This window comes from Candidatus Hydrogenedentota bacterium (assembly GCA_035416745.1).
In the GTDB taxonomy this organism is placed as follows: domain Bacteria; phylum Hydrogenedentota; class Hydrogenedentia; order Hydrogenedentales; family SLHB01; genus UBA2224.
Window position 1 is genome coordinate 48,686 of record DAOLNV010000002.1, and the last position, 26,692, is coordinate 75,377.

The 26,692-nt window shown below is 60.4% G+C and carries 16 protein-coding genes; 14 read left to right on the forward strand and 2 right to left on the reverse strand.

What is annotated here, in order from left to right:
* Positions 1–2,540, reverse strand: a 2,540-nt coding sequence (locus PLJ71_01370) for a family 78 glycoside hydrolase catalytic domain (GenBank protein ID HQM47301.1), incomplete at its 3' end; no start/stop codon positions are given.
* Between the two features lie 366 nt (positions 2,541–2,906).
* Here PLJ71_01370 and PLJ71_01375 point away from each other — a divergent pair.
* From PLJ71_01375 to PLJ71_01415, 9 genes are all read left to right on the forward strand, one after another.
* Positions 2,907–5,354 carry an NPCBM/NEW2 domain-containing protein gene (locus tag PLJ71_01375; protein HQM47302.1) on the forward strand — a complete coding sequence of 816 codons (2,448 nt, stop codon included), beginning with the start codon at positions 2,907–2,909 and terminating at the stop codon, positions 5,352–5,354.
* Between the two features lie 108 nt (positions 5,355–5,462).
* On the forward strand, positions 5,463–9,086 hold the full coding sequence (locus PLJ71_01380) for a hypothetical protein (GenBank protein ID HQM47303.1): 3,624 nt from the start codon (positions 5,463–5,465) through the stop codon (positions 9,084–9,086).
* A 338-nt stretch (positions 9,087–9,424) separates the two neighbouring features.
* Complete coding sequence (locus tag PLJ71_01385; GenBank protein ID HQM47304.1) at positions 9,425–11,455, forward strand: DUF2961 domain-containing protein; 2,031 nt, start codon at positions 9,425–9,427, stop codon at positions 11,453–11,455.
* Between the two features lie 273 nt (positions 11,456–11,728).
* A complete protein-coding gene (locus tag PLJ71_01390; protein ID HQM47305.1) occupies positions 11,729–13,147 on the forward strand; it encodes an HDOD domain-containing protein in 1,419 nt (472 codons plus the stop codon).
* 265 nt (positions 13,148–13,412) lie between these two features.
* Entirely contained in the window at positions 13,413–14,393 is a 981-nt protein-coding gene (locus PLJ71_01395; protein ID HQM47306.1) for a prepilin-type N-terminal cleavage/methylation domain-containing protein, read from the forward strand.
* Positions 14,394–14,542: 149 nt separating this feature from the next.
* Positions 14,543–15,427 carry an aldo/keto reductase gene (locus tag PLJ71_01400; protein HQM47307.1) on the forward strand — a complete coding sequence of 295 codons (885 nt, stop codon included), beginning with the start codon at positions 14,543–14,545 and terminating at the stop codon, positions 15,425–15,427.
* A gap of 415 nt (positions 15,428–15,842) precedes the next feature.
* The gene (locus PLJ71_01405) at positions 15,843–16,337 is read left to right on the forward strand and encodes a hypothetical protein (protein ID HQM47308.1); all 495 of its coding nucleotides are present in this window, start codon (positions 15,843–15,845) and stop codon (positions 16,335–16,337) included.
* Complete coding sequence (locus PLJ71_01410) at positions 16,334–16,801, forward strand: hypothetical protein (protein ID HQM47309.1); 468 nt, start codon at positions 16,334–16,336, stop codon at positions 16,799–16,801. The genes PLJ71_01405 and PLJ71_01410 overlap by 4 nt, the downstream gene beginning before the upstream one ends.
* 81 nt (positions 16,802–16,882) lie before the next feature.
* Positions 16,883–17,821 carry a tetratricopeptide repeat protein gene (locus tag PLJ71_01415; protein HQM47310.1) on the forward strand — a complete coding sequence of 313 codons (939 nt, stop codon included), beginning with the start codon at positions 16,883–16,885 and terminating at the stop codon, positions 17,819–17,821.
* A gap of 75 nt (positions 17,822–17,896) precedes the next feature.
* Here PLJ71_01415 and PLJ71_01420 read toward each other — a convergent pair whose 3' ends face one another.
* Positions 17,897–18,691, reverse strand: coding sequence for an SGNH/GDSL hydrolase family protein (locus PLJ71_01420; protein ID HQM47311.1), 795 nt, complete (start codon positions 18,689–18,691; stop codon positions 17,897–17,899).
* Positions 18,692–19,052: 361 nt separating this feature from the next.
* On the opposite strand from PLJ71_01420, the gene lpxA reads away from it, so the two are divergent.
* The 5 genes from lpxA to rho all read left to right on the forward strand — a co-directional run bounded on the left by lpxA (position 19,053) and on the right by rho (position 26,243).
* On the forward strand, positions 19,053–19,841 hold the full coding sequence (lpxA, locus tag PLJ71_01425; protein HQM47312.1) for an acyl-ACP--UDP-N-acetylglucosamine O-acyltransferase: 789 nt from the start codon (positions 19,053–19,055) through the stop codon (positions 19,839–19,841).
* Positions 19,842–19,908: 67 nt separating this feature from the next.
* Entirely contained in the window at positions 19,909–20,862 is a 954-nt protein-coding gene (locus PLJ71_01430; protein ID HQM47313.1) for a Gfo/Idh/MocA family oxidoreductase, read from the forward strand.
* Positions 20,859–21,977, forward strand: coding sequence for a lipid-A-disaccharide synthase (gene lpxB, locus PLJ71_01435; protein ID HQM47314.1), 1,119 nt, complete (start codon positions 20,859–20,861; stop codon positions 21,975–21,977). The genes PLJ71_01430 and lpxB overlap by 4 nt, the downstream gene beginning before the upstream one ends.
* Complete coding sequence (polA, locus tag PLJ71_01440; GenBank protein ID HQM47315.1) at positions 21,970–24,681, forward strand: DNA polymerase I; 2,712 nt, start codon at positions 21,970–21,972, stop codon at positions 24,679–24,681. The genes lpxB and polA overlap by 8 nt, the downstream gene beginning before the upstream one ends.
* Before the next feature lie 311 nt (positions 24,682–24,992).
* On the forward strand, positions 24,993–26,243 hold the full coding sequence (rho, locus tag PLJ71_01445; GenBank protein ID HQM47316.1) for a transcription termination factor Rho: 1,251 nt from the start codon (positions 24,993–24,995) through the stop codon (positions 26,241–26,243).
* Positions 26,244–26,692: the final 449 nt, after the last annotated feature.

Sequence of the window (26,692 nt, forward strand, 5' to 3'; positions counted from 1 at the left end):
TTGGCGGGAATGCGCACATCCCAAACGAATTGCCCGTCCTTGACGCGCCACACGCTTTCGATGACACCCCGGACTGTGTCCTGCCGCGCGCTGACCCACGTGACATCCCCAACGACCGCGGGCTTCAACACGAAATGCGCATACCCCGGAGCGGCGGCATCGGGCCGTATACCCGCCAGGCCGCGATAGAACCACACGCCGATGCCGTTATAGCAGTTGTGAATGTGCGAGCGGAGGGCGTCCCAATGCTCCCACGTGGTTGTTGCGCCATTGGCAAGCATATACCCCCACCCCGGATAGGTTTCCTTGCTCGTATATTCGAACACGAGATCGTTTCGGTCCAGTTGAAACAAGGTCTCCGTAAGGAGTGGCACGCCCACCAGCCCAACATCCAGATGGCCTTTGCACTCGACCAGTATCTTCTGCTCGAGACGGCTCTTCACCGCCTCGCGAAGATCGCCGGGGACGGCTCCCACCAGCAATGGATACGCCAAGTCCAGTTGGGTATCATCCACGTAGGTCCCCCGCGCGGGCTCGTAAAACACCTCGTGCACCCGCTTACGCCGGGCCGCGGCCTCCTCCGCGTAACGCTTTGCGTCTTCAGGACGCCCCAGCACCGTGGCAATGCCCGACATCCAGTCATAACATTGGACTACAAAACAGTTGTTGACGTGGTCGATCGACTTCTCGGCCTGTTTCTCGCGGCGGTCGGGCCGCGCCCAGTCGCCCAGGTACCAGGCTCGATAATCGGTCTCCGGCCATGGTCGCAGCAGCCCCTCTTTCGTGTACGCCTCGACATAGCCCAGCCAGTGCTGCATCGCCGGATAATTCACCTCGAGGATGCGCGTGTCGCCGTAATCCTGATACATCTGCCAGGAGGCCGCGATGATAAACCCGCACCAGTACGGTCCGCCCCCCGCGCTGAAGGGGTTCGGCGCCGTGTGCGGCATCCCCCCGTCCGGCCGCTGGCAATCCCGCCAATGCGTCAACCACGCGGTGTAAAGCGGCCCCATGCCGAACATCGTCATGGCTGTCGGCGTGCTGGCTTGCCCGTCGCCGCCATAGCCCAGCCTCTCGATGTGCGGACAATCCACCAGATATCCCCCCAGACTCAGGCATTCAAGCGTGTAGTGCACCATGTCGTGTATGTTCGTCAGCACCGGATTGGAGCACGCGAAACTCCCGTAGTTCTGGAAATTGGTACGCACCAGATACGCCGCGATCGCTTTCGACTGCGACGGCACGTCCATGCCCGTGATCCGCACGTAACGAAATGCGTGGTAGTTGAACCGGTTCCGGAAGGTCTCCTCCCCGCCTCCCCGGGCAATGTATTCATCGGTCTGGCCAAAATTGTCGAACTCGTCGTCTGCCAAGAAATCGGCATAGTCCATTTTGACGGATTGCCCCGGCGTCAAACCGGTGAACGTAATCTCGAAAAGGCCTGACAGATTCGTCCCGAAATCCACGAGCCATACCTTATCCTCCAGAAACCGTACGCGCGCGGGTTCGTAGCGCCGCAGCAGCGCATTGGTCTCGACGGGTTGCGCGGATACCACGTGCTCTGCTGGTTCGGCCGCAACGGCGTTAGGCCAAGCGGTCGCGTCAAACTCCGGATTCGCCCATGCCGCATTATGGGCCCTCGCATCGTACCGCTCGCCGCCGTAATGCCCCGGATGCCCCACGTCGATACACTCAAACCCGCTGGGGTGCGCCTTCCATGTGGCATCGGTTGCCACAATGACACGCTCGCCGCCTGCCAGGTCAGCTTCGAGTTGCGCCCTGACCAGCGGCCCCTTGCAGGCAACGCCCGGCAGCCCTTCCTGATACCACCCGCGGCCCATCCAGAGCGCAATGCTGTTCGTCCCTTCCCGCAGAAACGCCGTCACATCGTGGGTGAGATAGAACGACCGCTTGTTGAACTGCGTCACCGCCGGCGACAGAGGCGCGTCATCGACTCTCTCACCGTTCACATACAATTCGTAATAGCCGAGGGGGTTCACGTAAACGCGCGCGTCTGCGGGCTTTTCGCCCAATTCAAAGGTCTGCCGCAGCCACGGGGACTGAGGATTCCCCTGCGCGGCGTCCATGCCGATATAGGCCCCCTGCCAATCGCTGGGGTCCAGCAGGCCCATGCTCCACGCCGCAGCTTCGCTCCACGCGCATTCACGGCCGTTTCCGTCCCAGAGTTTCACCTTCCAATAGCACCGTTGCCGGGACGCCAGCGCCTTGCCCGCGTACGCGACCAGCACGCTCTCAGAGGAGTCAATCTTCCCGCTGTCCCACAAATCGCCCTCCTCAGCCGCCAGCATCTCCGGCGCGGACGCCACCAGAATCCGATACGCCGTTTGTCTCGCGCCGCGCTGGTCAGATTCGACAATCCAGCTCAGCCTGGGCGGGTTGGCGTCTATCCCGAGGGGATTCTCCAGGTATTCGCAGCGCAACCGGCCCACAATTACGCCTTCCTCCCCTTCGCCAGCCCGCGCGGCGCATACTGTCCCGACAATTCCCAACGCTACAACCATCACGCGAAATCCCAACATGTTTCCACCTCGTGCGTCTTGCGCGCCAATCCACGAAGCACCCTTTGCCCGAACACATAGAATCACCCGAGTATCCCCGTTCGCTGTCCCGCGATGCAACCGTGTTGTCAGCGGGTGTTGTCAGCGGGACACAAATCAAGGTCATGCATGTCTCCCAGGGTTGCATGCATGAACTCCTGTGAATCACGGCTCTTGGCAAAGGCATCTTGGATTCTCGGGTGTTGATCGAGCCGCGGGCGAACCGTATTCTGACTTGCACCGGGCGGAGCAAGGCATGCCGGAGGAAGCAGAAGCAAACACCGGCGCCGCGACTATTTACGCAAATGCGCTGATGCTGCGATGCGGTTCGGCCATGAGGGCAATGTCATGATTGGTGCGGTTCTTTGGGCTGCGGCCGTTCTCTGCAGCGTCACTCCCACACCTGCGGAATTCGAGGAGCGGGATGCCTGGGTTGATGCCAGGTTTCGAGGCTCTCCAGGAGAACCCCTCGCGGAGCCAGGCCTCGCTATTCTTGCCAACTACGATCCTGTCCAAAGAAACGTGCATATGGGGAAACCCCTGAAGCTCCAGGACAAACCGTTCGCTCGCGGTCTCTTCTGCCATGCGCCCAGCATGATTCTGGTCCGAATCCCATCGGGCGGCAGAGAGTTCTCCGCGATGGTGGGCGTCGACACGAACGACCCGGCGGGCGAAGGAAGCGTGGTATTCTCTGTTCACGCCGGGGGAAACATCGTGTTCCGCTCTGACATACTGCGCAAAGGGATGGCAGCGGTTCCCGTTCTCGTGGATCTGCAGGGAGCCACGGAGTTCACGCTCGAGATATCCGATGCTGGAGACGGCAACGCCTGCGACCAGTCCTGTTGGGCCGACGCCAAGATTGCGCTGGCCGATGGCAAGGAGCTCTGGCTCGATGAGATGACCATGACGGATGGCGGGGAAAGACCCTATGGCACGGAACCTTTTCTATCATTTGTCTATGACGGCCGGCCCTCTTCGGAATTCCTGAGTGACTGGACTTTGGAGCGGAACAGCAGGGAGCTGGATCCAGAGCGCACGGAACACTCCGTAACCTATAGGGATCCTGTAACGAATCTTGTCGTCCGTTGCGTGGGAGTAGCGTGGAGGAACTATCCCACCGTGGAATGGACCGCGTACTTCAAGAATGAGGGCACCGGGGATACGCCCATACTTGAGTCAATCCAGGCAATCGACACTACTTTTGAACGTAGCTCTCAGGGGGAGTTCCTGTTACATCATCACACGGGCGACAGATGCACTATTGACAGTTTTGAACCTCACTCAACGACACTAGGGCCCAATGTTTCCCTGACGTTCGCGCCACGCGGCGGCCGTCCGACCAACTTCGAATGGCCTTACTACAACCTGGAATGCCCACAGCAGAACGAAGGCGTAATCATCGTCATCGCCTGGCCCGGCCAATGGGCATCCCGGTTTGTCCGTGACAGCGGGCGCGCCCTTCGCGTCGTTGGAGGCCAGGAATTGACTCGTTTGAGACTCCACCCCGGCGAAGAAATACGGACTCCTCTAATAGTGCTGCAGTTCTACAAAGGCGACTGGCTCCGGGCCCAGAACGTCTGGCGGCGCTGGATGTTCGAACACAATTTCCCGAAGGACCATGGCAAAGCATTATCTCCGAAACACGGCGCTGCCAGCGTCTGGTACTTCGGGTTCCAGTGTACCCGGGCAGGTGACATTGAATTCATCCATCGCTTTGCAGAGAAGGGCATACAGTTGAATTACTGGTGGATGGACGCGGGCTGGTATCCCGGCGGCAGTTGGCCTGTAACCGGCACCTGGGAGGCCGACAAATCCCGCTTCCCGAACGGTCTGCGGGCCGTTACCGACGCCACCCGCGAATACGGCGCCGAAACCATCGTATGGTTCGAGGTGGAACGTGTCCATCCGGGCACATGGCTCGCCGTCAATCGCCCGGAATGGGTCTTTGGCGGCGCGGACGGCGGTCTTCTCAAGATGAACGAGCCGGAGGCAGTGCAGTGGCTGACAAACCATATTGACAAGTTGATTTCGGATGAAGGCATAGACCTTTATCGCTCGGACTTCAATATAGACCCTTTGGATTTCTGGCGGGGCAACGATGCCGCGGACCGGCAGGGAATCACCGAGATCCGGTACATTGAGGGATACCAGGCCTATTGGGATGAACTCCGCCGCCGTCATCCCGGCATGCTGATAGATTCCTGCGCCAGCGGAGGCCGGCGTGATGATCTCGAGACCATGCGCCGGGCCGTGCCTCTGTTACGTTCCGACCTGGAGAACAATCCGGAGGCCTATCAGTGTCACAACTATGGTTTTGGCCTCTGGCTGCCCTATTTTGATTCGGCAAACTACGAGAAGTTTGACCCGTATTATTTCCGCAGCACGATTGCGCCGTTCCTCCAATGCAACTGGGACGTGCGCAAAGACGACTTCGACGTTAAGGGCGCCACCGAACGCATCAAAGAGTGGCGCAGCGTGGCCGGCTATTACTTCGGCGATTTCTGGCCCCTTAGTGACTACAGCACGGCCGACAACGTGTGGATGGCCTGGCAACTCGATCGCCCCGATCTGGCGGCGGGCATGGTCCAGGCATTCCGGCGCGCGAAATGCCCCTACGTCAGCGCCCAGTACAAGCTGCGCGCCCTCGAGCCGGACGCACCCTACCTCGTGAAGAACATCGATTCCACGGAAAGCATGGAAGTTTCAGGACAGAGCTTGATGGAGAATGGCCTGTTGATAACGATCGGCCAACAGCCAGATGCCGTCATAGTTACGTACGAGAAGGCCGGGGAGTGACCAGTAGGCACGGAGTGGCCCGCGAGCGGGCAGGGGAAGTCCGCTTTCACCAGGTATTGCGGCTGGGTGCTTGGAACGTGTCGCCCATAACAAATGAGGTTCACGAACATGATTCGCTTCTGCCTTGCATTGGTGGCCGTCTTGCCTTTCCGTGCCTTCGCGCAAGAGCCTTACCGAATCGCTGTTCTGGATGAGCCTTCGCTACCCGTAGAAGGATGTGCAACACCCCCACAGACCTTCGAAGCCGCGCTGGCGGCGGCGGATATCGTGGTGAGCCGTCTCAGTGCCGAGCAGCTTTCAGACCCTGCCATCTTCAATGGCGACGCGTTTGACCTGCTCATCGTGCCTACGGGAGCTTCGTTTCCCGTGTCCGGGAAGCACACGCTACTCGGTTTTCTGCAAAAGGGCGGAGACCTGCTGACGACGGGCGGCTATGCCTTCGACCGGCTTTGGCTGAAAGAAGACGGCCAATGGCTCGCCGCCCGCCAGCATTGGGAAGAGGAACGGGACAAGGCTCGCGACCCCCAGTACTCAATGGCGCCCAATGGCGGGTTCGAAAACGGCTCCGACGGATGGTGGGCCGCCGATCCGGCCGCCTCAGCGGTAGTCACTGACGAGAAGGTCTCGGGGAACGCGTCGGGCCGCGTCAACAACGAAGTCGCCGAGATGAGCAATACCTGGACGTGTTCGCTGCCCGTCGAGCCCGGCACGACATATCTGATAGGCGGGTGCCTGAAGGCGCGCGACATCAAGGGTAGCGGATTCGCGTATATGGCGGTCTATCAACACGACGCGAACGGCGCGCTTGTGACGTTCGTGGATTTCGTCCAGCTCCGCGAGTCCGCCGATTGGAAGCGATACGAGACACAGGTCCCGATCGCGCCAAACGCCGCGAACGTGTTGTTCCATGGCGGCCTCTTCCGGGCCAGCGGAACCGCATGGCTCGACGACGTCACGTGCGCCCAGTTGCCAACCGAAGACATCATCAACGCGCACTACGGGGACCCTCGGGATGCCCTCCGTCTCGAACCGATCCAACTGGCATTGTTCAGTCCCGACCAACCCATCCGGGGTGACAGTCTTGTGGCGTCTCCCGGCTCGCCGCTCCTTGCCGATTGGCGGTCTGACGGGCCGGTTGCGGGTTTCGAGGCTACGGCGCAGCTTCGCGCTTCCGCGCGGTGGATTCCGTTTGTCGAGGCGCGAGGCCAGGCCGGCGGCTTCCAAGGCGCGGCGGGAGCGTTCGTGCATCATTACGCGGGGCCTTTTGCGGGTTCCAACTGGGCATTGTTTGGAGTCACGAGCCGGGATATCTTCGAAGGCGAGTCCGGCGCGCAGCTGGCGCGCGCGGCCGTCGCCCGGCTCCGCTACGGAGTGTTCGTCGAATCGGTCAAGACCAGCGCCCCCATCTACGAACGCGGCGCGGCGGCAGACATCGTGGTTCACGCCAACAACACGTCGCACGAACCCCGCTCAGTGGATATCGCGTTGGAACTGCTTGGTTTACCCAAGAATGCCGGACCGGCGCACTTGACTTCCCTTTCGCAACCGGCCGAAATGCCCGGGCAATCGGAGCAGACCTTCCAGTTCTCGTTCCAGATCCCGGAAGACGCGCCCAATTTCATTCAAGCCGTTTCAGACGTGAAAGACGGCTCCGTACTCGCCGACCGCGCCGTGTCGGGGTTCTGTGTCCGCGATGGTGGTGTTGTTGCCGCGGGCCCGCGGATTCACTATGCCGGCAATGTGCTCATCGTGCAGAAACCGGACATGGCCGAGCAGCGAGTGTGTCTATTCGGCACGGACACGTACGGGAGCATGTTCAGTTCGCCGAATTGTTCCCCGTGGACGTGGTTTCAGGACCTCCAGATGATGCGGGATCACGGATTGCACATGTTTGAGAACCTTGGCTTCTTCCCGCCTGACTTCCGTCTGACGGACGCTCAGTGGGAACAGCAGGAAGCCCTGATCCAACTCGCGCAGCGGTTCGGGCTCGTGTACATGGCGGGCATACTGATAGGCCGCGATGTCGCTATCAGCGATGAGGAACTCGGCCAGTCCGCCGAACTTTGCAGGGCATTCGCCGCGCGTTTCAAAGATGTGCCTGGGCTGATCTACTACCTGAACGGCGACTTCCAGCTGCGCATCAAGGACCTGCCCGACCTCCAGCGCCTGTGGAACGAATTCCTGGCAAGACGGTATGCAACGGACGAAGCGTTGCGTCAGGCGTGGTCAGCGGCCCCGCCCGAGGCCCCGCTTGGCCAACTGCCGCTCAGACACGTCGCTGCCCAGGCATGGTACGACGTGCGCGCCAGGGATTTCACCGAATTCCAGACCATGCTCATGACGCGCTGGATCGAAACGCTCTGCTCGGCCATTCGCCAGGAAGATTCCGAACATCCGATCACGAGCGAGTACTACCAGCGCCCTATCGAGGGAATCGATCTTCGTCTTACGCTGGGTAGCATGGACATGAGCAATTTCGGCTATTTCGATGTCCTTCGTGCGGACATCTCGCGCCTGATGGCTACGATCAAGTGGAACGACATGCGCTTTGCCGGCAAGACCGTCAACATCGGCGAGTTCGGCGTAAAGACCCACGACGCATGGACCGTCGAACGGGGCGGCGCGGGGTACCACATCCGCCGTGCGCCCGAGGAAATGGACCGCTTGTTCTGGTGGGCCGGACACGCCGCATACGCTATGGGCGTGACCAAGATCCAGAACTGGTGCTGGAGCGACGACCCCGACAGCGTCTTCCCCTGGGGCATGGCGTGGAACAACCCGTTACGGCCAAAGTCCGCTTTGCGGCTCTACAAAGCTCTCAGTGGAATTGGGGAATACATTTCCATGGACCGGCCGGCCGCCGAGACGATCTTCGTCATGCCCGATACCTGGCGCCTGGGCGCTCCCGCGGGTCTCGCCCATACGTCACTCATGAACGCGCTCGAATGCCTTCTCGCCACATCGATTCCGTTCGATGTCGCCAACGAGGCCGAGCTTGCCAGGGTGGCGGAACACCGTCCGCGGCTCGCAATCTTGCCGCTTGCCTACGCGCTGCCCGATACGGCTGTTGAGCAGCTCCTGCGCATTGCCGAAGACGGGGCTTGCGTCTATCTCTCGGGCGACCCCTCGATTACGCCAGGCGGCCAGCGCGATCCCGCACGACTCGAACGATTGCCAGGCGTTCGGTTTGAACGTGAAATCATCACCGGTGCAGGGCTGCCCGCCGTCGAATGCACGGCTGTCGAGGCCACACCTGTTGAGAATGCCAACGGCATCCTTGCCTTCCGCCGAGTCGTAGGCAACGGTTCCATCATCTGGACTCCCGACCCCTGGGAATCTTTTCCCCAACGCGACCTCTTCGTGGCCGAACCCGAACTCACCACCTCGCCCGATGCCAATTTCTACCTCATGCTGCCGAATCTGGCGGGACTCGAACCCCCCGCTCGCATTGAAGCCTCGCAAGGCGTCTGGCGGGTCATCGCCACTCCGTGCGGAGACAACCATCTCGTAGCGGTTTTCCCGCGCACGCCGGTTGGCCAGCCCACGGTGGTCAAAGTGACTGCCTTCGGTCACACCTTCGAGTTTGGCACGCAACCGTTTGCCGGGGAAACGCTCCCGGCGATGGTTGTCCTGCATGATGGCGCGCCAATCGCGGCGACCGGTACGGATTACCTTGACATTGACTCCAGGCGAGTGACTCAAGCGCCGGGTCCGTGGTGTATCGCGTTGTGAATGCGGGAGGAAATGGGCGGCCGGTTCCGCGCACCTCGCGCTCTGGGAGTTCTGCCCGCGCAGGGTCGGGGAACCCGCTCAATGTCCCGCCTCTACGAGATCGGGTTTCTGACGCCGGAGCGCAGCCTATATTCGGCACTGTCGCGTCGCAATGCGGTCCACGAGACCGTAATTCTCCCATTTCCACCCTGGCTCTTCGAGATACTTTTCTTACGTTAGGCAACGATGCCGTTTCAGGTGCTTTTATTGTGAGGCAATTCGCAAACTGGACATCCGCCCCGATTGCCGATATGCTCTTTTCATCAATCCTTGGATGCAACGCACAGGAGGGTCTTACCATGCGATGGCATCTCTTAACGGCGGCGTTCATCGTGACGGTACTATGCGCGCTCTCGACTGCGTCTCCCCGCGCAGCGGAGGTAACCTTCGAATCGCTCGTCAACGAAATGACCGATCTCGATGCCCTCGCATCGTTCCCCGAACCGGCGTTTGACTGCGCCCAGTTCTCGAGCTACGACCGCCGGTCCACCGATCCCGCCGTACTCACCGACGAAAACTGGTTCGCCAACGGCGACCGTGGCCAACACATCCGCAAAGAAACCCGCAACGGGGCCGACGAATGGGTGATGGCCGACGCCGAAGGACCCGGCGCCATCGTGCGCATATGGTCCGCCAACGCCAACGACGCCGGCATCGTCCGCATCTATCTCGATAACGCCTCCGACCCCGTCATCGAAATGCCCCTCCAGGACATGCTGGACGGAGAACACGCGCCCTTCCTCGCCCCCATTGCCGGCATCCGCTCGCGCGGATGGAACTCCCACTTCCCCATTCCCTACGCCAAACACTGCAAAATCACCGCGAGCAAACCCGACTTCTATTACCACGTCAACTACCGCACCTACGAGAAAGGCACGGAGGTCGAATCGTTCCGCCCCGAGCTGGCCGAGACGTACCAGGGGCTTCTCGAAAATACCCGCCAACGCCTCGCAAACCCCCATGAATTCGACTACCAGGGCCCCAAAGTCGCCAACACCTACCGCGAAACCATCGCCCCTGGCGCCAACATCGAGATGCGCCTCGAAGGCGAAGGCGCAATCCGCGGCATCACCTGTAAAGCCGAGGCCGATGCCCTCGACCTCGCATTGCGCCAGTGCGTCGTCACCATTGCCTTTGACGGCCAGAAGACGCCCTCCGTGGGAGCGCCCCTGGGCGATTTCTTCGCCACGGCTCCCGGCATCAACCCCTACAGGTCGCTGTCCAGCGGCGTGCTCGACAACGGCGTCATGTATAGCCACTGGGTCATGCCCTATGAACGGTCCGTCACGCTCCGCATCACTAACAACGGCGACGCCCCCGTCACCGTCGATGGCCAAGTGGTCACCGGCCCCCGTGAATGGACCCCACAGAGCCTCTATTTCCACGCCAAATGGCGCGCCCAATTCGATATCCCCACACACCCCCGGCAGGACTGGACCTATGTCGCAGTGAACGGCAAGGGCCGCTTCGTCGGCGACATGCTGCACGTCACCAACCCCGTCAAAGGCTGGTGGGGCGAGGGCGACGAGAAAATCTACGTCGACGGCGAGAAGTTCCCCAGCCATTTCGGCACGGGTTCCGAAGACTATTACGGCTACGCATGGTGCAACAACGAACCGTTCGTACACGCCTACCATAACCAGGCCCGTTGCGACGGCCCCGGAAACTACGGCCACACCTGCGTCAGCCGGTTTCACATCCTCGACAACATCCCCTTCGCCAAAGACTTCAAATTCGACATCGAGGTCTGGCACTCGGCCGACGTAATGGTCAACATGGCCGCCACATCCTATTGGTATGCCCGGCCCGGCGCGACCGACTCCTTCAACGGCATCAACACGGCGGACCTCCGCATCGCCACACCCCCTCCCCCACCCGAACCCAAACGCGTCAAGCACGCCCTCGAAGGAGAAAGACTCGAAGTCCTCTCCGTCAGCGGAGGAAACTGCACCGTCCAAGACAGCGCGGGCTGGCCCTGGAGCGCCGGTCAACAACTCTGGTGGATCGACGGCGCCCCCGGCGATACCCTCACACTCGCCTTTGACGCCCCCGAGGACGGACGCTACGCCGTCCACGCCGTTTTCACCAAAGCCATCGACTACGGCATGATGCAGATCTCGGTCAACGGCGTAAAGGCCGGCGAACCCATGGACTTCTTCAACGACGGCGTCATCGTCACCGAAGAAGCCTCCATCGGCACATTCAAACTCAAAAAAGGGCAAAATGTTCTAACCATCGAGATCGCCGGCGCCAACGAGAAGTCCAACCCCAAACGCCACATGTTCGGACTTGATTACCTGCGCCTCGCTCCAGTCAAAGTGACAAACTGAATGGCACTAACCCGAACCGGCAACGCGTCCCTGCTCTTCTCAGGACGAGCAGGCTCCGACAAGAACCAGGATTATCATTTGCTCGCATGGCCGCCAGGGCTTTTCAATCCAATTTCCCGGTGACCGCTCCTCGATGGGCTTGTTCCAACGGTGTGCGATTGCTAAAATCAGCCGAGCAGGGGAGCTTGAAAATGCCTCTCGCTCGCAATCCAAGGCACATACAGGGGGCGGGTGGCGACAAAGGGCCGGCTCGCGGCCAAGATTGAGGGGCCAATGTATTCCTCGAATCGACCGCCAAATGATAAGGGCAAGAACAAGGCCGTTTCCGATACGCATAGGGCGGCATTGCTCCGGGACGCCGCGAAACGGCGCATTGGCCAACTCCTGTGCGCCGCCGGACGCATCTCCCAGAAAGAACTCGACCAGGCGCTCGCCATACAGAAAAAGCGCGGAGGCGAGGTCATCGACGTGCTGTTCTCTATGGGATGCATCCAACCCATTGAACTGCTCGATTTCCTCCTCACCCTGCCTGGGCTGGGCGCCGCGGACTTCTCGCATCTCGACCTCAGTCACGAGTTGATTGGACTGATCAGCGCCGAGACCGCCCGCAATTACCAGGTCATACCCATTGACCACTACGGTCACACGGTTGTGCTGGGTTGCGTCTCCCTTCCGGATGCCCAAGAACGCGAAGAGCTCGAAAAACTGCTCGACGCCCACGTACAGCTTCTGCGCTGCACCCCGGATGACGTCGAAACCGCTATCAACCGCTACTATCCCGAAGAACCGCCTTCCGCCGGTGAAGACGAGGCCGCGCCTTTGCGGACGCTTCAGGGTCTCGAAGCGCCCATACGTCTGTCGCGCGTGGCCCGCCTTGTACGCCGCCTCACATCGCTGCCGGCACTGCCCGAAACACTAAACCAGGTCCGGGCAGCCATCGAATCGCCCGAGAGTTCGGTCCGCTCGGTGGCGGACATTATCGCGCTCGACCCGCCCATCGCGGCCAAAATCCTCAGCGTGGCCAATTCGGCCCTGTACGGATTCACACAGCCCATTCACGATCTCGTCCACGCCATATCGCTCATGGGCCTGCGCGAAACCTACGGGATCGTGCTCTCGACAACGGTCATCGACCTCATGAGCAAATGGAAGAACCTCGAGTACCGGACCTTCTGGCTCGAATCGATGTGTTGCGCAGCGGCGGCGCGCATCGTCGCCAAGGCCAGCGGACAACGCGGCCTGCCGGGCATCTTCGCGGCAGGCCTGCTGCACGACCTGGGCCGCGCAGCCTTGCTTGAAACCGTGCCGGAGGCCTGCGCCAAGCTCGACAGCGGCCTCACGGGCCGCGCGCTCCTCGACGCCGAGGAACGCCTGATCGGGCTGTCCCACACGGAGGCCGGGTACGAATTGGCCCGGCAATGGGGATTGCCCCCCGAGATCGCCGCGCCTATCCGCTTCCACCACGAGCCCATGCGGGCCACTGAAGCCAAGGAGCACGTGGCCATCATCTCCCTGGCCGACGCCATGGTGACCGCCCTGACCGACAATTACACGGAAAACCTGCATGTCTTCGACGAACACCAGCAGACGCTGGCCTTTCTCGGGATCGACCCCGAAGTCACCGAGGCCATGCTGGCCGAATACCTCGCCAAACGACAAGCCGCGTTCGAGGAGAATAACGAAGAGATCTGACGGCGGCGAGCGCCACCGGGCTGCGCCGGCCAAGCCACGCGCCGGCCTCGAAAACCGCCGGGAAACGCGCCATGCGCTCAGCTTTCCGGGTATCCATGTCTTCCTTGCGGCCGAACTCCGGGGCAAACCCGAACGGCTCCTGGAAGACCGAGCCGTCAACCGGCACTGGTTTTCCCGCCCCGGCACATCGTGATCAGAGCGCCTGCAGGAAGCCATATCCTACGGGAGGCTTCGGAGTAATCTCAGTGAGGCAGGAGGAATAGCCGTGTCGGTGTTGCTTGGGGAATCCCGAAAGGGCTTCACCCTCATCGAGCTGCTGGTCGTAATCGCGATCATCGGGCTCCTGGCGGCGATCCTGCTGCCGGCGCTGTCCCGGGCGCGCGAGGCGGCCCGAAGAGCGGCCTGCGTCAACAATCTCAAACAGCTGGGCCTGGTCTTCGCCATGTACTCCAACGAAAGCCCGGGAAAGCGGCTGCCGTGCCGCCAGATTGTCCGAAACGACAGACGCCCCAGCCGCGAGTTCATCTTCAACGACTGGGCCCTGTACCCCGAATACCTCACGGACTGGAACCTCGTGTGGTGCCCGTCGTGGAAGGCCCAGAGCGGCCCTGTCGAACGCTACGACGGAAAGACCGACCGCGGCAGCAACGGCAATGGCGTGGTCGATTGGGGAGAAATCGTGAAGGAGCCGTATAACTACACCGGCTGGGTCATCATGGAAGACACGAATGTGCTGGGCGAGGCGCTGTTGTCTCTCGTTGACCCGAATACGCGCTACGTTTCCGGGTCTACAGACAAATACGGCCGATTCACGGAAAGCATGATGGCCCTCGGCCCGTTCGGCGAGCTGGGTCTGGCCAGCTTCTATTCGCGCGGCGGCGCCAGCGACCAGGATTACGACTTTTCAGATACCTTCCCCGGCAGCCAGGCCGGCAGGGGCGACATCCTGTACCGGTTGCGGCAGGGCATCGAGCGATTCCTGCTCACTGACATCAACAATCCGGGCGCGGCGCGCGCAGCGGCTTCGCAGGTCCCCGTCATGTGGGATCATGTCACGCCGGAACGCGGTTACGCCGGCCATGGCGGCAGCGGCGTCAATGTGCTGTACCTGGACGGCCACGCGGAGTTCCTGCGGTACCTCGGCGTACAGGGCGGACGATTCCCGGCCACGGCCGCCCATTGCGTATCCTCCGGCACGTACAACCACCTGTTCGACGGAGTGGGCAGCGCGACGGATTGGCCGTAAACGGTCTGACACGGAGCCCCAGAGCCTCATCATAAGCCAGCTAGGAACGGGGCCGGGTCCCGCCGGTCGCAAAGTCGCCACGGGCCTGGAACTCACCTTGTGCCCATCAATTGTGTACAATAGGATGAAAAAGAAGGAGCATCGCTTTTATGCGACACCTGAACCGGCGTGATTTCTTGAGGTTCTCGGCAGCAACGGCGGCGGCCAGCCTTGCTTTTCCCGCGGCCACCCAGGAACCGGCCCCGCACCTGACGGCACAGACCACGCGAATGCTCGGGAAAACCGGCATTCAATGTTCGCTGTTGGGCCAAGGCACCGGCATGCGGGGATGGAACGGCAATTCCGACATGACCCGGCTCGGGCGTAATGAATTCGTTAAACTGCTCGAACACGGGTATGCGAACGGGATCAGGTTTTACGATCTCGCCGACATGTACGGGTCGCATACCTATCTGCGCGAGGCTATGAAGCGCAGCATCAAGCGCGAAGACGTCATGATCCTCTCGAAGGCCGTCTCGCGCGCCCCGGCGCTGATGAAAGCCGACCTCGAACGGTTCCGTCACGAAATCGGCACCGACTACATCGACGTTGTATTGATGCATTGCATTACCGAGCCGGACTGGACGGAAAGGCCCGAGTACCAGGCCTCGCTCGAGGTCATGCACGAAGCGAAGGCGAAGGGCAAGGTCCGCGCCGTCGGATGTTCGTGCCACAGTTTCGATGCCCTGCAAAAAGCGGCCGCATCGCCCCATATCGATGTCATACTCGCCCGGTACAACCCGTTCGGAATCAGGATGGACGACACCGTCGAAAACGTTACGGCCGTGCTGCGCCAAGCCCACGACGCCGGCAAGGGCATCCTCGGCATGAAAATCGTCGGGGAGGGGCAACTCACCGCTGAACCGGCCAAGATCAACGAATCCGTGAAATTCATTCTCACGAGCGGGATTGTGGACGCCATAACCATCGGCTTTACCGAACAGGCTCAGGTGAACGACATGATCAGCCGGATCGATGCGGCTACCCGGGCATGAACGGCACATGGTGACCTCTTTTCCCTACTCTGGTGTCCTTCTCTGGTGTGGGACCGCCGCCCTCGGCGGTCATCTCGATTCTGGGCATCACTCTCTTTTTGACCGGCGTGGGCGCCGGTCCCACACCGAGAATTTACGCCCCAGCGAATGCCGGCGAGACGACTGTGCTGCAAGTCGCCGGCGCCACGACAACCGTTTTTGCGGGGCGAATCAGGTGCGATTGCCCTAGTGGTCATCTTGATTTGGCGGGTGCGTAAGGGTATCGTATCGTGCCGGGCTGGAACTTTCGCCGCAGACAAGCTATCCTATGGGCGAGGGGGTCGTACATCCCTTTGTGATTAAACGGCTTCCTCCTTAATGTGGGCGAAGACCAGCCGCATCTTGCGGGATCTTAGCGAAAAGGGGTGCTGCAACCATGAAACATGCGTTTATTCTGGTATTGGTTGGAGTTGTGGCGTGCACAGCGGGTTGCCAGACTAATCCGTTCAAGAAACAGCCGCCTGCGCCTCCGCCGGACCTCCAGTTAGAGGACAGCGGCGGGCGGACTTCGGGTGCTGCGGCCGTGTCGGAACCCGGGCTCAAGCTTTCTGCCCAGCAGCGGTTTAAAGATGTGCCGCTGCCCGAGGGCCTGAAAGAAGACGCGGAACGCACGTTCGTCTACGAGTCGCGCGTGCTGCAAGTCGGGCGCTTGGTTTATACGTGCCGCAGCAAACCCACGGAGCTCGCTCAGTTCTACGTGCGCGAGTGCCCCACGGCGGGGTGGAAACTCGACACCGTGGTGCAGGCGGACGTGATCACGCTCAATTTCTCAAAACCGGACAAGAAGCTCCGCGTATCCATCACTGATTTGGGCATCGGACGGGGAACGGAACTCGTCCTGGTGCTGGTTCCGGAAGAAACGTCCTCATGAGAAACCGATTGACGGTCATCGGCCTTCTTGTGGTGATGGCGTTCGCTTCGGGATGTCCGAAAGAGATCCCGGAGATTCCCGTCATCAACCCCAAGCTGACCGAGGAAGAACAGATCATGCTGGTGCTCGAGGACGTGTGGCGCGGCATGGAGGCCCGGCGCATCTATCAAGTCATGGCCAATGTGTCTCGGAGCTATCAGGATCGCCAAGGACGCGATTACGACGCCATTGCCGCATACCTCAACAAAGTCTTCGACGAGTACCGGCAGATAAAGATAGCCCGTGTACAGCCGCGCGTCATCGTTCAGGGCAGTCAAGCGCGGGCGGTAGAAACGTTTGGCACCATAGCCAAACCCGACCCCCGCTCCGAATACCCCCCCATCGATCTGCACGGCCAGGTCACGGTGTTCCTGGAAAAAGTCGACAGCCGCTGGCTCATTGTCGAGTGGGGGTCGATACAATAGTTTGTAACTCAAGGCGCGCAACGTTTCGGAAAGTCCCAAATTATGGCAAGGAAATACAAAAGCAGCCGTGTAAAAGAAATCTTGAAGACTTCGCGTCATGCGGAGGAAGAAATCAGCTCGCTGTGGCACAGCATTCGGGAAAAGCCGTGGCAATACGGTATTGGCGCCGCAGTTGTCGTTGCCGCGCTCCTGTTCACTGTAGGCTACCAGCAGCACACCAAGGCATCAAACCGCACGAACTATACGGCATATGCCAAAGCGATCGAAGCGGAAGATCCCGCCGGCCAGGAGAAAGAACTTGAATCGGCAGTCGCGGTGGGCATGGCAACGCCGGAGGTCCTCTACATGATGGGCGAGACCGCCATAAAAGCCGGCGAGTACGATAAGGCGAAATCCGCCCTCGAGCGGTTGCGCCAGGAGCATCCCGAGTCCAAGTTTGTTCCAGACGCCGTCGAGGCCATTGGTTTCATCGCGCAGGAAGCCGAGGACTACGATGCCGCGCTGAAAGCATACAATGAGGTGAGTGAGAAGTGGCCGCAGAGCTTCGCGGCCCGCCGGCAAGCGCTAAACCTTGCCCGGGTGTATGAAGCCCAAGGCAATCTCGAGGGAGCGGTCAAGGCCTACCAGGATCAGACCCGGCAGTTCCCCAATTCCAGCGTAGCAAAGGAAGCCGAGATGGCCCTTTCCCGCCTGCGCGAGTCCAATCCTGAGCTATTCGCCGAGGAGGCGGCAAAGACGCCGCCGGCGGAAACAAGTCCCGTGACGCCGCCCGCGGAGACCCCAGCGGAAGCGGCCCCGGTAGCGCCATCCGCGGAAACCCCAGCGGAAGCGGCCCCTGCCGCATCTCCAGCAGAAGGGGGCGGGGAGACGGACGAGCTTCCGGAGGTTTCCAAGGCGCCCAAACTGGTGATCCCCGATGCCGCGGCAGCACAGGGCGGCGCTGACAAAGGCGCTGCGGAGCAGAGCACTCCGGCCGAGCCGGCCTCTGCCGGCGAGACCCAGCCAGCCACCGTGCAGTAGCAACCGATATCGAAGCAGCGCGCCGGTTTCGGGGTAACCCTCGAAACCGGCGCGTTTTGTGTTCACAAGCGTTCGCTATTCCTGTTGAACGTCCGTTTGTTCCAGCGCTTTGCGGATTTCCGAAGCCACTATCTTCCCCAGAAAAACAGAGCCCTCATCGTTGAAATGCACATTCTTGGGATGCTGGTATTTCTCCAGTTCGGGGAGGACTCGGGCATAGAGGTCATTGATGGTTATTCCATGCGCCCTCATAACGCGGGCGGCGATAGCATTGTAGGCGGCCTCGTCTCCTTTGACGCGGCGGCTGGCGCCTTCGGGTACGGGTGTCGTCGATGCCCAGATCAGCCGGGCCTTGGTCTGCTTCAGGCGCACCACGAGCCTTTCGAGATTTGCCTTGTAGGCAGCGGGCGGCACCTGGCGTAGGTCAGTGGTCTCGGAAGCTCCGGCCTTGTCCACGTGTTTGAGATCGTGCAGACCCCAATTGAAGTGAATGACGTCCCACGGTTTGTCGCCTAGCCATTTGTCGATATTCTCTAGGCCCCGCGTGGTTGGACCGGCGTTCGCGGGGATGCGCAGAAGGTTCGCGGCGCCTGCAAGCTCTTTGCGAACGGCGAGGGTGTATCCCACGGAAATGGAATCGCCAATGAGCAAGACGCGCGGAAGAGCGGGATTCTCCTCGACAAACGCGAACGCCTCGCTCTTCAACATGTCTGCGGGCACCTGTTGTTCCCACTCGAGTTGTTGCGGCGATTTGACTGCTTGAGCGCCGTCCGGCTGAACCGGCGCCTCCTGCCCGGCGTTTGCGCCGAGACTCAGAAAGAGCGCGAACCCCGCGCAAAGGGCGACGAGAGAATAGCGTGATGCAAACACGAAAGTCCCCTTTCAAGCAATCGGGTGTTAGGAATCCTATCGTTCCTTACTACGTTACAATGACAAACCATAGAAGGCAAGCCTGGCGGCGGCGCTTCTGCGCGCAGGCATGCCGGCCGAATCATATGGTCTGCGAATTGACACGCGGCGCCTGTAGCGCTACTATTTCCGTTGGGAACTGGTTGTGCCCGGGGGAGGGTTCAAGCGGCTTTCTTGTTCCACCGCGGGGCGGGCGGCGGGTGTGAAACATCATCCAAAGGTTATTGGCTGCCTAGGGCTCGTGACCAAGCGGATGTGTGCAGTTTTTGGTTAGCGAAATGCCGCGTTCCGACGGCCAATACCTGTCAAGGACTTGCGATAAATGAGTATTCATGCGACGGCAATCATTGATCCCAAAGCGGAACTTGCGGAAGACGTCGAAATTCAGCCGTTCACCATCATTGGTCCGCACGTGACGATAGGGTCCGGCACCATTGTGGGTCCGCATTGTGTCATCACCGGCCGTACCGTCATCGGAAAGAGTAACCACATCTTCAGCGGATGCCAAATAGGCGTGCTCTCTCAAGATCTCAAACACAGAGAAGGCCTGATAGGGCGTACGACCATCGGCGACAACAACATGTTACGCGAGCATGTGACGGTCAGCGCCAGCACTATGACCAGCTATGACGATGACCACCGGACGACCTTGCTGGGGGATTCGTGTCTGCTGATGGCATATTCCCATGTGGCGCATGACTGCCACGTGGGCAGTTTCGTCGTCATGGCGAATTGCGCATCGCTCTCGGGCCACGTCGATGTCGAGGACCGGGCCATTCTTGGTGGATTATGCGGAATACACCAGGAATGCGTGATTGGTACGATGTCTTTCGTCGGCGGCATGACGCGTGTAACAAAAGACGTGCCGCCGTACATGATTGTGGAGGGCAATCCGGGCCGGTGCCACGGTCCCAACTCGGTCGGGCTGCGGCGCGCGGGCCTTGACGCCGAGACGCGGCAGCAAATCAAACAGATGTATAAGATCATGTTCCGGTCCGACCTCAATACCACGCAGGCACTGCACGAAATCGAAGCCACCGTCGAGGAAAGCGACGAGCGTAATCATTTCGTGGATTTTGTGCGCAAATCCCTTCGGGGAATCACGAAGTAGTCCTCCGGCATTACCCGCGGACGCACTCCTGCGCAGGGGCCGTTCCCGTCCGCCAAGAAGGATGTGTATGTCACCTATTCGTGTCGCAGTTATTGGAGTAGGCCATCTCGGATATCATCATGCGCGCAACTATGCCGGTTTGGACGGGGTCGAACTCGTCGGGGTAGTGGATACGGACGATACGAACGGAGCCAAAGCGGCAAACGATTTCCAGGTCCCTCACTTCCATGACGTGAAAGATGTTCTGGCTCTCGGTATAGACGCGGCCAGCGTGGTTGTGCCAACAACGCTTCATCACGAAATGACGCTTCGCCTGATCGACGCAGGGGTGGATGTGCTTGTCGAGAAGCCCATTGCGCAGGATGTGGAGAACGCTTCACATATGGTTACGGCGGCCCATGCCGCAGGGCGCATTCTGCAGGTCGGACACATCGAACGCTTCAACGGCGCCGTGCGCGCTCTGTTTGACGCGGTCGAGAGACCCCGTTTCATCGAGTGCCACCGTCTGAGCCCCTATCCGAACCGCGGGCACGATGTCAGCGTCGTATTGGACCTCATGATCCACGATTTGGAGATCGTGCTCGCCATGGATGGCACCCAGCCGGAGTCCGTTGATGGCGTAGGCGTGCCGGTGTTTTCGAAATACGAGGACATCGCGAATGCCAGAATCCGTTTTGCATCGGGTTGTGTGGCCAATCTGACGTGCAGCCGGGTTTCGATGGACCGCATGCGCAAGATCCGTGTTTTCGCGCCCGCCATGTACGCCTCGACCGATTACTCGGCCGAGGAAGTGCTCATCTACCGCAAGATGCCGGGTGAACTGGCTCCCGGGCAGAATCCGATGGACCTCATAACGGTGGAATCGCTCTCGGTCCAGCATGAAGAACCATTACGCCTCGAACTTGCTTCGTTCATTGACTGTGTGCGGGAACGCACACGTCCGGTTGTCAATGGCGAGGATGCTCTCAACGCACTGAAACTGGCTCAGCAGATCATCGACAGCATGCGGGAGACCCCGTGAAGCGGCTCTTCTTTGTAGCAGGGGAATCGTCCGGAGACATTCACGGCGCCAACCTTATCCGGGCGCTGGGTTCCATTGCTCCGGATATGCGTTGCGAGGGGCTGGGAGGACAGCACATGGCCGCAGCCGGCATGGATCTGCGCTACGATCTGGCCGAGCATGCGATCATGGGGTTTACGGAGATCGTCAAATCGTTCGGAATGGTCCGCCGTGTCTTCCGCGAAACGGTGGCCCGTCTCGAAGACACGCGGCCGGATGCGCTGGTGCTGATTGATTATCCGGGTTTCAACTTGCGCCTGGCGGGCGAAGCACACCGGCTGGGCATCCCGGTTATTTACTACATCAGCCCGCAAGTTTGGGCCTGGAAGCGCGGGCGTATCCGCACGATCGCGCGGCTGGTGCGCAAGATGCTTGTAATTCTGCCGTTTGAACCGGCATTGTATGAGGAAGCGGGCGTTGATTGCACATACGTCGGGCACCCGCTGCTTGATCATCTTCCCACCGTGAAGGTGAACGGGAGCCTGCGAGGCAAGTTCGTGATCGGCCTGCTGCCGGGAAGCCGCCAGCAAGAGATAGCGCGCCTGTTGCCGGTTATGCTCGAGGCCGGGCGCGATATTCAGGAGCGATACCCCGAGGCCTTTTTCGTGGCGCCGTGCGTGGACACGGAGCGGGAAGCGCAGATCCGGTCCCTGGCGGGCGATTTTCCGCTGCACATCCTTGTTGGGAAAACGTACGAGGTTCTCGATGCGGCCCGTTTTTGCATCGTAGCTTCCGGAACAGCCACGGTCGAGACAGCTCTCTTCGGGGTGCCGTTCGTGATTCTGTACAGAGTCAGTGCCCTGACGTATTGGATTGCCCGGGCGCTCGTGCGCGTGGACCATATCGGCTTGGTCAATATTCTGGCTGGCAAACGCATCGTCCCGGAGTTTGTTCAGAACGAGGCGATGCGAGCACGCATCGTGCCAACGGCGCTGGAGCTGATAGACGACACGCCGGCGAGACGCCGGATGCTCGAGGAGTTGGCTGCGGTGCGGGAGTCGTTAGGCGGACCCGGCGCTTCGCAACGGGCTGCCGCGGAAATCGTCAGGGTTGTCTCGGAGACGGGCGATGGCTGAAAAACTGTTCTTGATTGACGGCAGCGCTTTCGCGTACCGGTCTTTCTACGCGATCCGGGGATTGACGGATTCGCGGGGCCGCCCCACCAACGCGGTGTTCGGCTTCGCGCGCATGCTGGCCAAACTCCTGCGGGAACATGAGCCCGATTACGTAGCGGTGGCATTCGACGCCCAGGGCAAAACGTTCCGCAACGATCTGTATCCCGAATACAAAGCCAACCGTGAAGAAATCCCCGAAGACCTGGCCGCACAGTTTCCCTTCATCGACCGGGTCGTGGAAGCCTTCTCGCTGCCAATTCTGCGGGTGCCGGGCGTGGAAGCCGACGACGTGATGGGCACCCTGGCGCGTACCGCAACCGCCGCGGGCCTCGAGACGGTGCTGGTCACGAGTGACAAGGATCTGCTCCAGCTTGTCAACGAACACGTGCGCGTGTACGACCCCAATAAGGAGGCCGAAAAGGCTTGGGCCGGCATCGAGCAGGTTCGGGAACGTTTTGGCGTCGAGCCCGCGCATGTGGTCGATGCCTTGGCCCTGATGGGTGACGCTTCCGACAATGTGCCTGGAGTGACCATGATTGGCCCCGTCGCGGCAAAGAAACTTCTGGCCCAGTACCAAACGCTCGAAGGCGTTTACGAGCACCTCGCGGAAATAAAGGGGAAACAGCGGGAGAACCTCGAAAGAGAGCGCGAGCAGGCCTTCTTAAGCCGGCAACTGGCGACCATTGACACGAGTGTGTCCCTCAACGCCAGCCTGGAAGACCTGCGGCGGCGCCCCGCGGATGTGGCTCGGCTCGTCGAGGTGTTTTCGGAGTTCGAGCTTCACTCGCTCGTCGAAGAGTTCGTGCCCGAGCCCACCGAACAGGCCGCCAAAGAGGACTATGTAGTCGTTTCTGACGAAGCCGCGCTTCGGGCTGTCGCCGCTGAAATGCGGCGGGCCGGCACGTTTGCCGTTGACACCGAAACCACCTCCGTAGACCCCATGCGGGCCGAGTTGGTCGGCATTTCGTTGTGTTGCGCTCCCGGCAGAGCGTATTACGTGCCTGTAGGGCACCGCGCCCCCGGCGCGCCCGGCGAGCTGGAGGGACTGGATGCCCCGGGGCCCCTGAACCAGATGGACTGTGCCGCGGCGCTCGAGATCCTCCGGCCCATCCTCGAGGACGGTTCTGTCAAGAAAATAGGCCACAACATCAAATACGACCTCGAAGTCCTGTCGCGAGCGGGAATTGCGCTGGGCGGCATTGTCCTTGATACTATGGTCGCATCGTATTTGACAGACCCGTCCCGGCTGAGGCATAATCTAAGTGAAGTAAGTCTCTACTACCTCAAGCGCAAGATGATCCCCATTGCCGATTTAATCGGCAAAGGGTCCAGGCAAATTACCTTCGATAGAGTCCCCATCGACAAGGCATGCCAGTATGCATGCGAAGATGCGGATATGACGTGGCGGCTCGGGGACCGGTTTGGCGCGTTGTTGCGCGACCAGGGACTCGAGGCGCTTTTCACGGAGGTAGAGCTTCCTCTCATAGCGGTGCTTGCCCGCATGGAGCAGGCAGGCATTGCCATTGATGAAGGCCTCTTCCGCTCGTTAGGGGAAGAGGTGCGGGAGCGGTTAGAAGCACTCGAGCAGGAGATTTTTGCTCTGGCGGGGGAGTCGTTCTTGCTGAACTCGCCCAAGCAGCTCCAGCAGATCCTGTTCGACAAGCTCGGCCTGCCGACGATGCGGCGCACAAAGACGGGCTATTCGACGGATGTCGAGGTACTTGAGCAGCTGGCGAGGAAACATGAGCTTCCCCGAAAGATGCTTGAGTACCGGGTGCTCGAGAAGCTTCGGGGCACGTATATTGAAACGCTTCCCAAACTTGTGAACCCGGACACGGGGAGGATTCATACGTCGTTCAATCAGACCGTGGCGGCCACGGGACGGTTATCGAGCAGCGACCCGAATCTTCAGAATATCCCGGTACGGACGGAGATGGGCAGGCGGATTCGACAGGGCTTCATCGCGGGCTCTCGGGAGATGAAGCTGATTTCCGCCGACTACTCGCAAGTTGAATTACGCATTCTCGCGCACCTTTCCGGGGATCCCGCGCTGCATGAAGCGTTCGCTCGAGGCGCCGATATTCACAGTGACACGGCGGCGCGCATTTTCGGCGTAATGCCCGAGTTGGTAACTCCGGAGATGCGGCGGCAAGCCAAAGCGGTGAATTTCGGAGTGGTTTATGGGATCAGCGCGTTCGGCCTGTCGAAAAACCTGGGAATTTCCCGCGCCGAAGCCGCCCGGTTCATCGAGAGCTATTTCAGGCAGTACCCGGGGGTGGGCGCGTGGATTGACCGGACCCTGGAAGAAGCCCGTGAAAAGGGGTATGTGACGACACTGCTGCAGCGCCGGCGGCCGGTCCCGGATTTGAACAGCAAGAACAACACAACGCGCCGCGCGGCGGAGCGCGTGGCCATTAATACGCCGGTTCAAGGCAGCGCGGCCGACATCATCAAGCTGGCGATGGTCCAGCTGGATGCGGCCCTCCGGGGCAGCCGATCGCGGATGTTATTGCAGGTTCATGACGAGTTGGTGGTTGAATCGCCGGCCGCGGAGGCCGAAGAAACGGCGGCGACCGTCAAGCGCATCATGGAAGAGGCCTTGCCGTTGGCGGCGCCTCTGAAGGTGGACATAGGCATAGGAGACAACTGGGCGCAGATCCATTAGATCGCGTCCGATGAACCGTAATCAGGAGGCAGCAAGCGCGACCTCGAAATGCCCTGCGAATGCTGCGGCGGGGCGAGGTAGCGAAAGGAAGACGCATGGCTGAAGAAATCAATACCGAAAAAGACCGCCCCAAAACGAAGAATCGCCCGGCCCGAAAGAGCGGCCCCCGGTCTGGAAGCCGGCCGAGGAATAATGCGCGCAAGGGAAATGCCGAATCCCATCAGGCGGTGGAGGCCCGAAATGCCGCGACGATGCAGGATGACGTCGAAAACGACATCGTGCAAGACAAGATCGAGCATTCCGATCGCGAGATTTCGATCCGTGAACTCAAACAGATGACCATGACGGAACTCACGGAGACAGCGCGGCAACTCAATGTGGAGGGATACAGCGGGCTCAAGAAACAGGACCTGATATTCAAGATCCTGCAGCAGGGCATCGAGGCGGCGGGCTCGATCTATGGCGAAGGCACGCTGGAGATCCTGCCTGACGGCTTCGGTTTCCTGCGGTCGAGCGACTATTCGTATCTCCCCGGTCCGGATGACATCTATGTGTCGCCTTCCCAGATACGCAAGTTCAACCTGCGGACGGGCGATACCATCCAGGGGCACGTGCGGCCTCCCAAGGAAGGCGAACGGTACTTCGCCTTGCTGAAGGTGGAAGCGGTCAATTACGAGAGCCCGGACGTGGCGCGCGACCGGATCCTGTTCGATAACCTGACGCCGCTGCATCCGGATGAACGTTTCCGTCTGGAGACCAAGCAGCAGGAAGTCAGCACCCGCATCATGGACTTGATCTCCCCGATTGGCAAAGGGCAGCGTGGTTTGATCGTGGCGGCCCCGTTCACCGGAAAGACGGTGTTGCTTCAGAAGATTGCCAATGCTGTCGCTGAGAACCATCCGGAGGTGTACGTTATCGTGTTGCTGGTCGACGAACGCCCCGAAGAAGTGACCGACATGCAACGGTCGGTGAAGGGCGAGGTCGTGGCCTCCACCTTCGACGAACCCCACGAGCGGCACGTGCAAGTCGCTGAGATGGTGCTCAACAAGGCGCGACGCCTCGTCGAGCACAAGCGCGACGTGATCATCCTGCTCGATTCGATCACGCGTTTGGCGCGCGCGTACAACACCATAGTGCCGGCGAGCGGCAAGGTGTTGTCGGGCGGCGTGGACGCTAACGCCCTGCAGCGGCCGAAACGCTTTTTCGGCGCGGCCCGCAATGTCGAAGAAGGAGGAAGCCTTACCATCCTCGCGACGGCTTTGATCGAGACCGGCAGCCGCATGGACGACGTGATTTTCGAGGAGTTCAAGGGTACCGGGAATATGGAGATCCACCTCGATCGCCGTCTCATGGAAAAGCGCATCTTCCCTGCGATCGACGTGCAGAAATCCCGTACGCGCAAGGAAGAACTCCTCCTCGAGACAGAAGAGCTGCAACGCGTCTGGTTGTTGCTCAAGATCCTAAGTCCGTTGAGCACCATCGAGGCGACAGAGTTGTTGATCGAAAAGCTCAAAAAGACCCCAACAAACGCCGAGTTCCTGGCGATGCTGCAGAAGATGTAGCTTCGGCGGCGGGCGCCGCGGCCTTCGGTCCGGTCTCGGCCATCAGCAATGTGCGGCGAAGGAATGGGCTATGGGGGAGGGTTATACTGCGGCCCGGCCACAAGCAGGAACCGACTCTCCTTAAGTCATGGTTGAAGCGGGGCCGGGGGGGTCGGGCGGGTTTCACAAGGGGGGCATTCCCCAGCCGGGCATGAGGTCTCATTCGGCCGCCACGCTGCCAACTTAGAAACGCCGGGGGGGCGGTCCGATACTGTAATCTGCAGTCACCCCTCTCCGGAGTCTGCCTCACGGCCCGCAGACAGAACTTGAGCGCCTCAGCTCGGAATCCACCGAATCGCCAACGTCTGACACATATAAAACATTGTAAATGAAGAGGTTGTGATTCCCTGGCGGGCTAAAATGTGTTTCAGACTTGCTAAAAACGTGTTCTATCGTGAATAATATTGTCA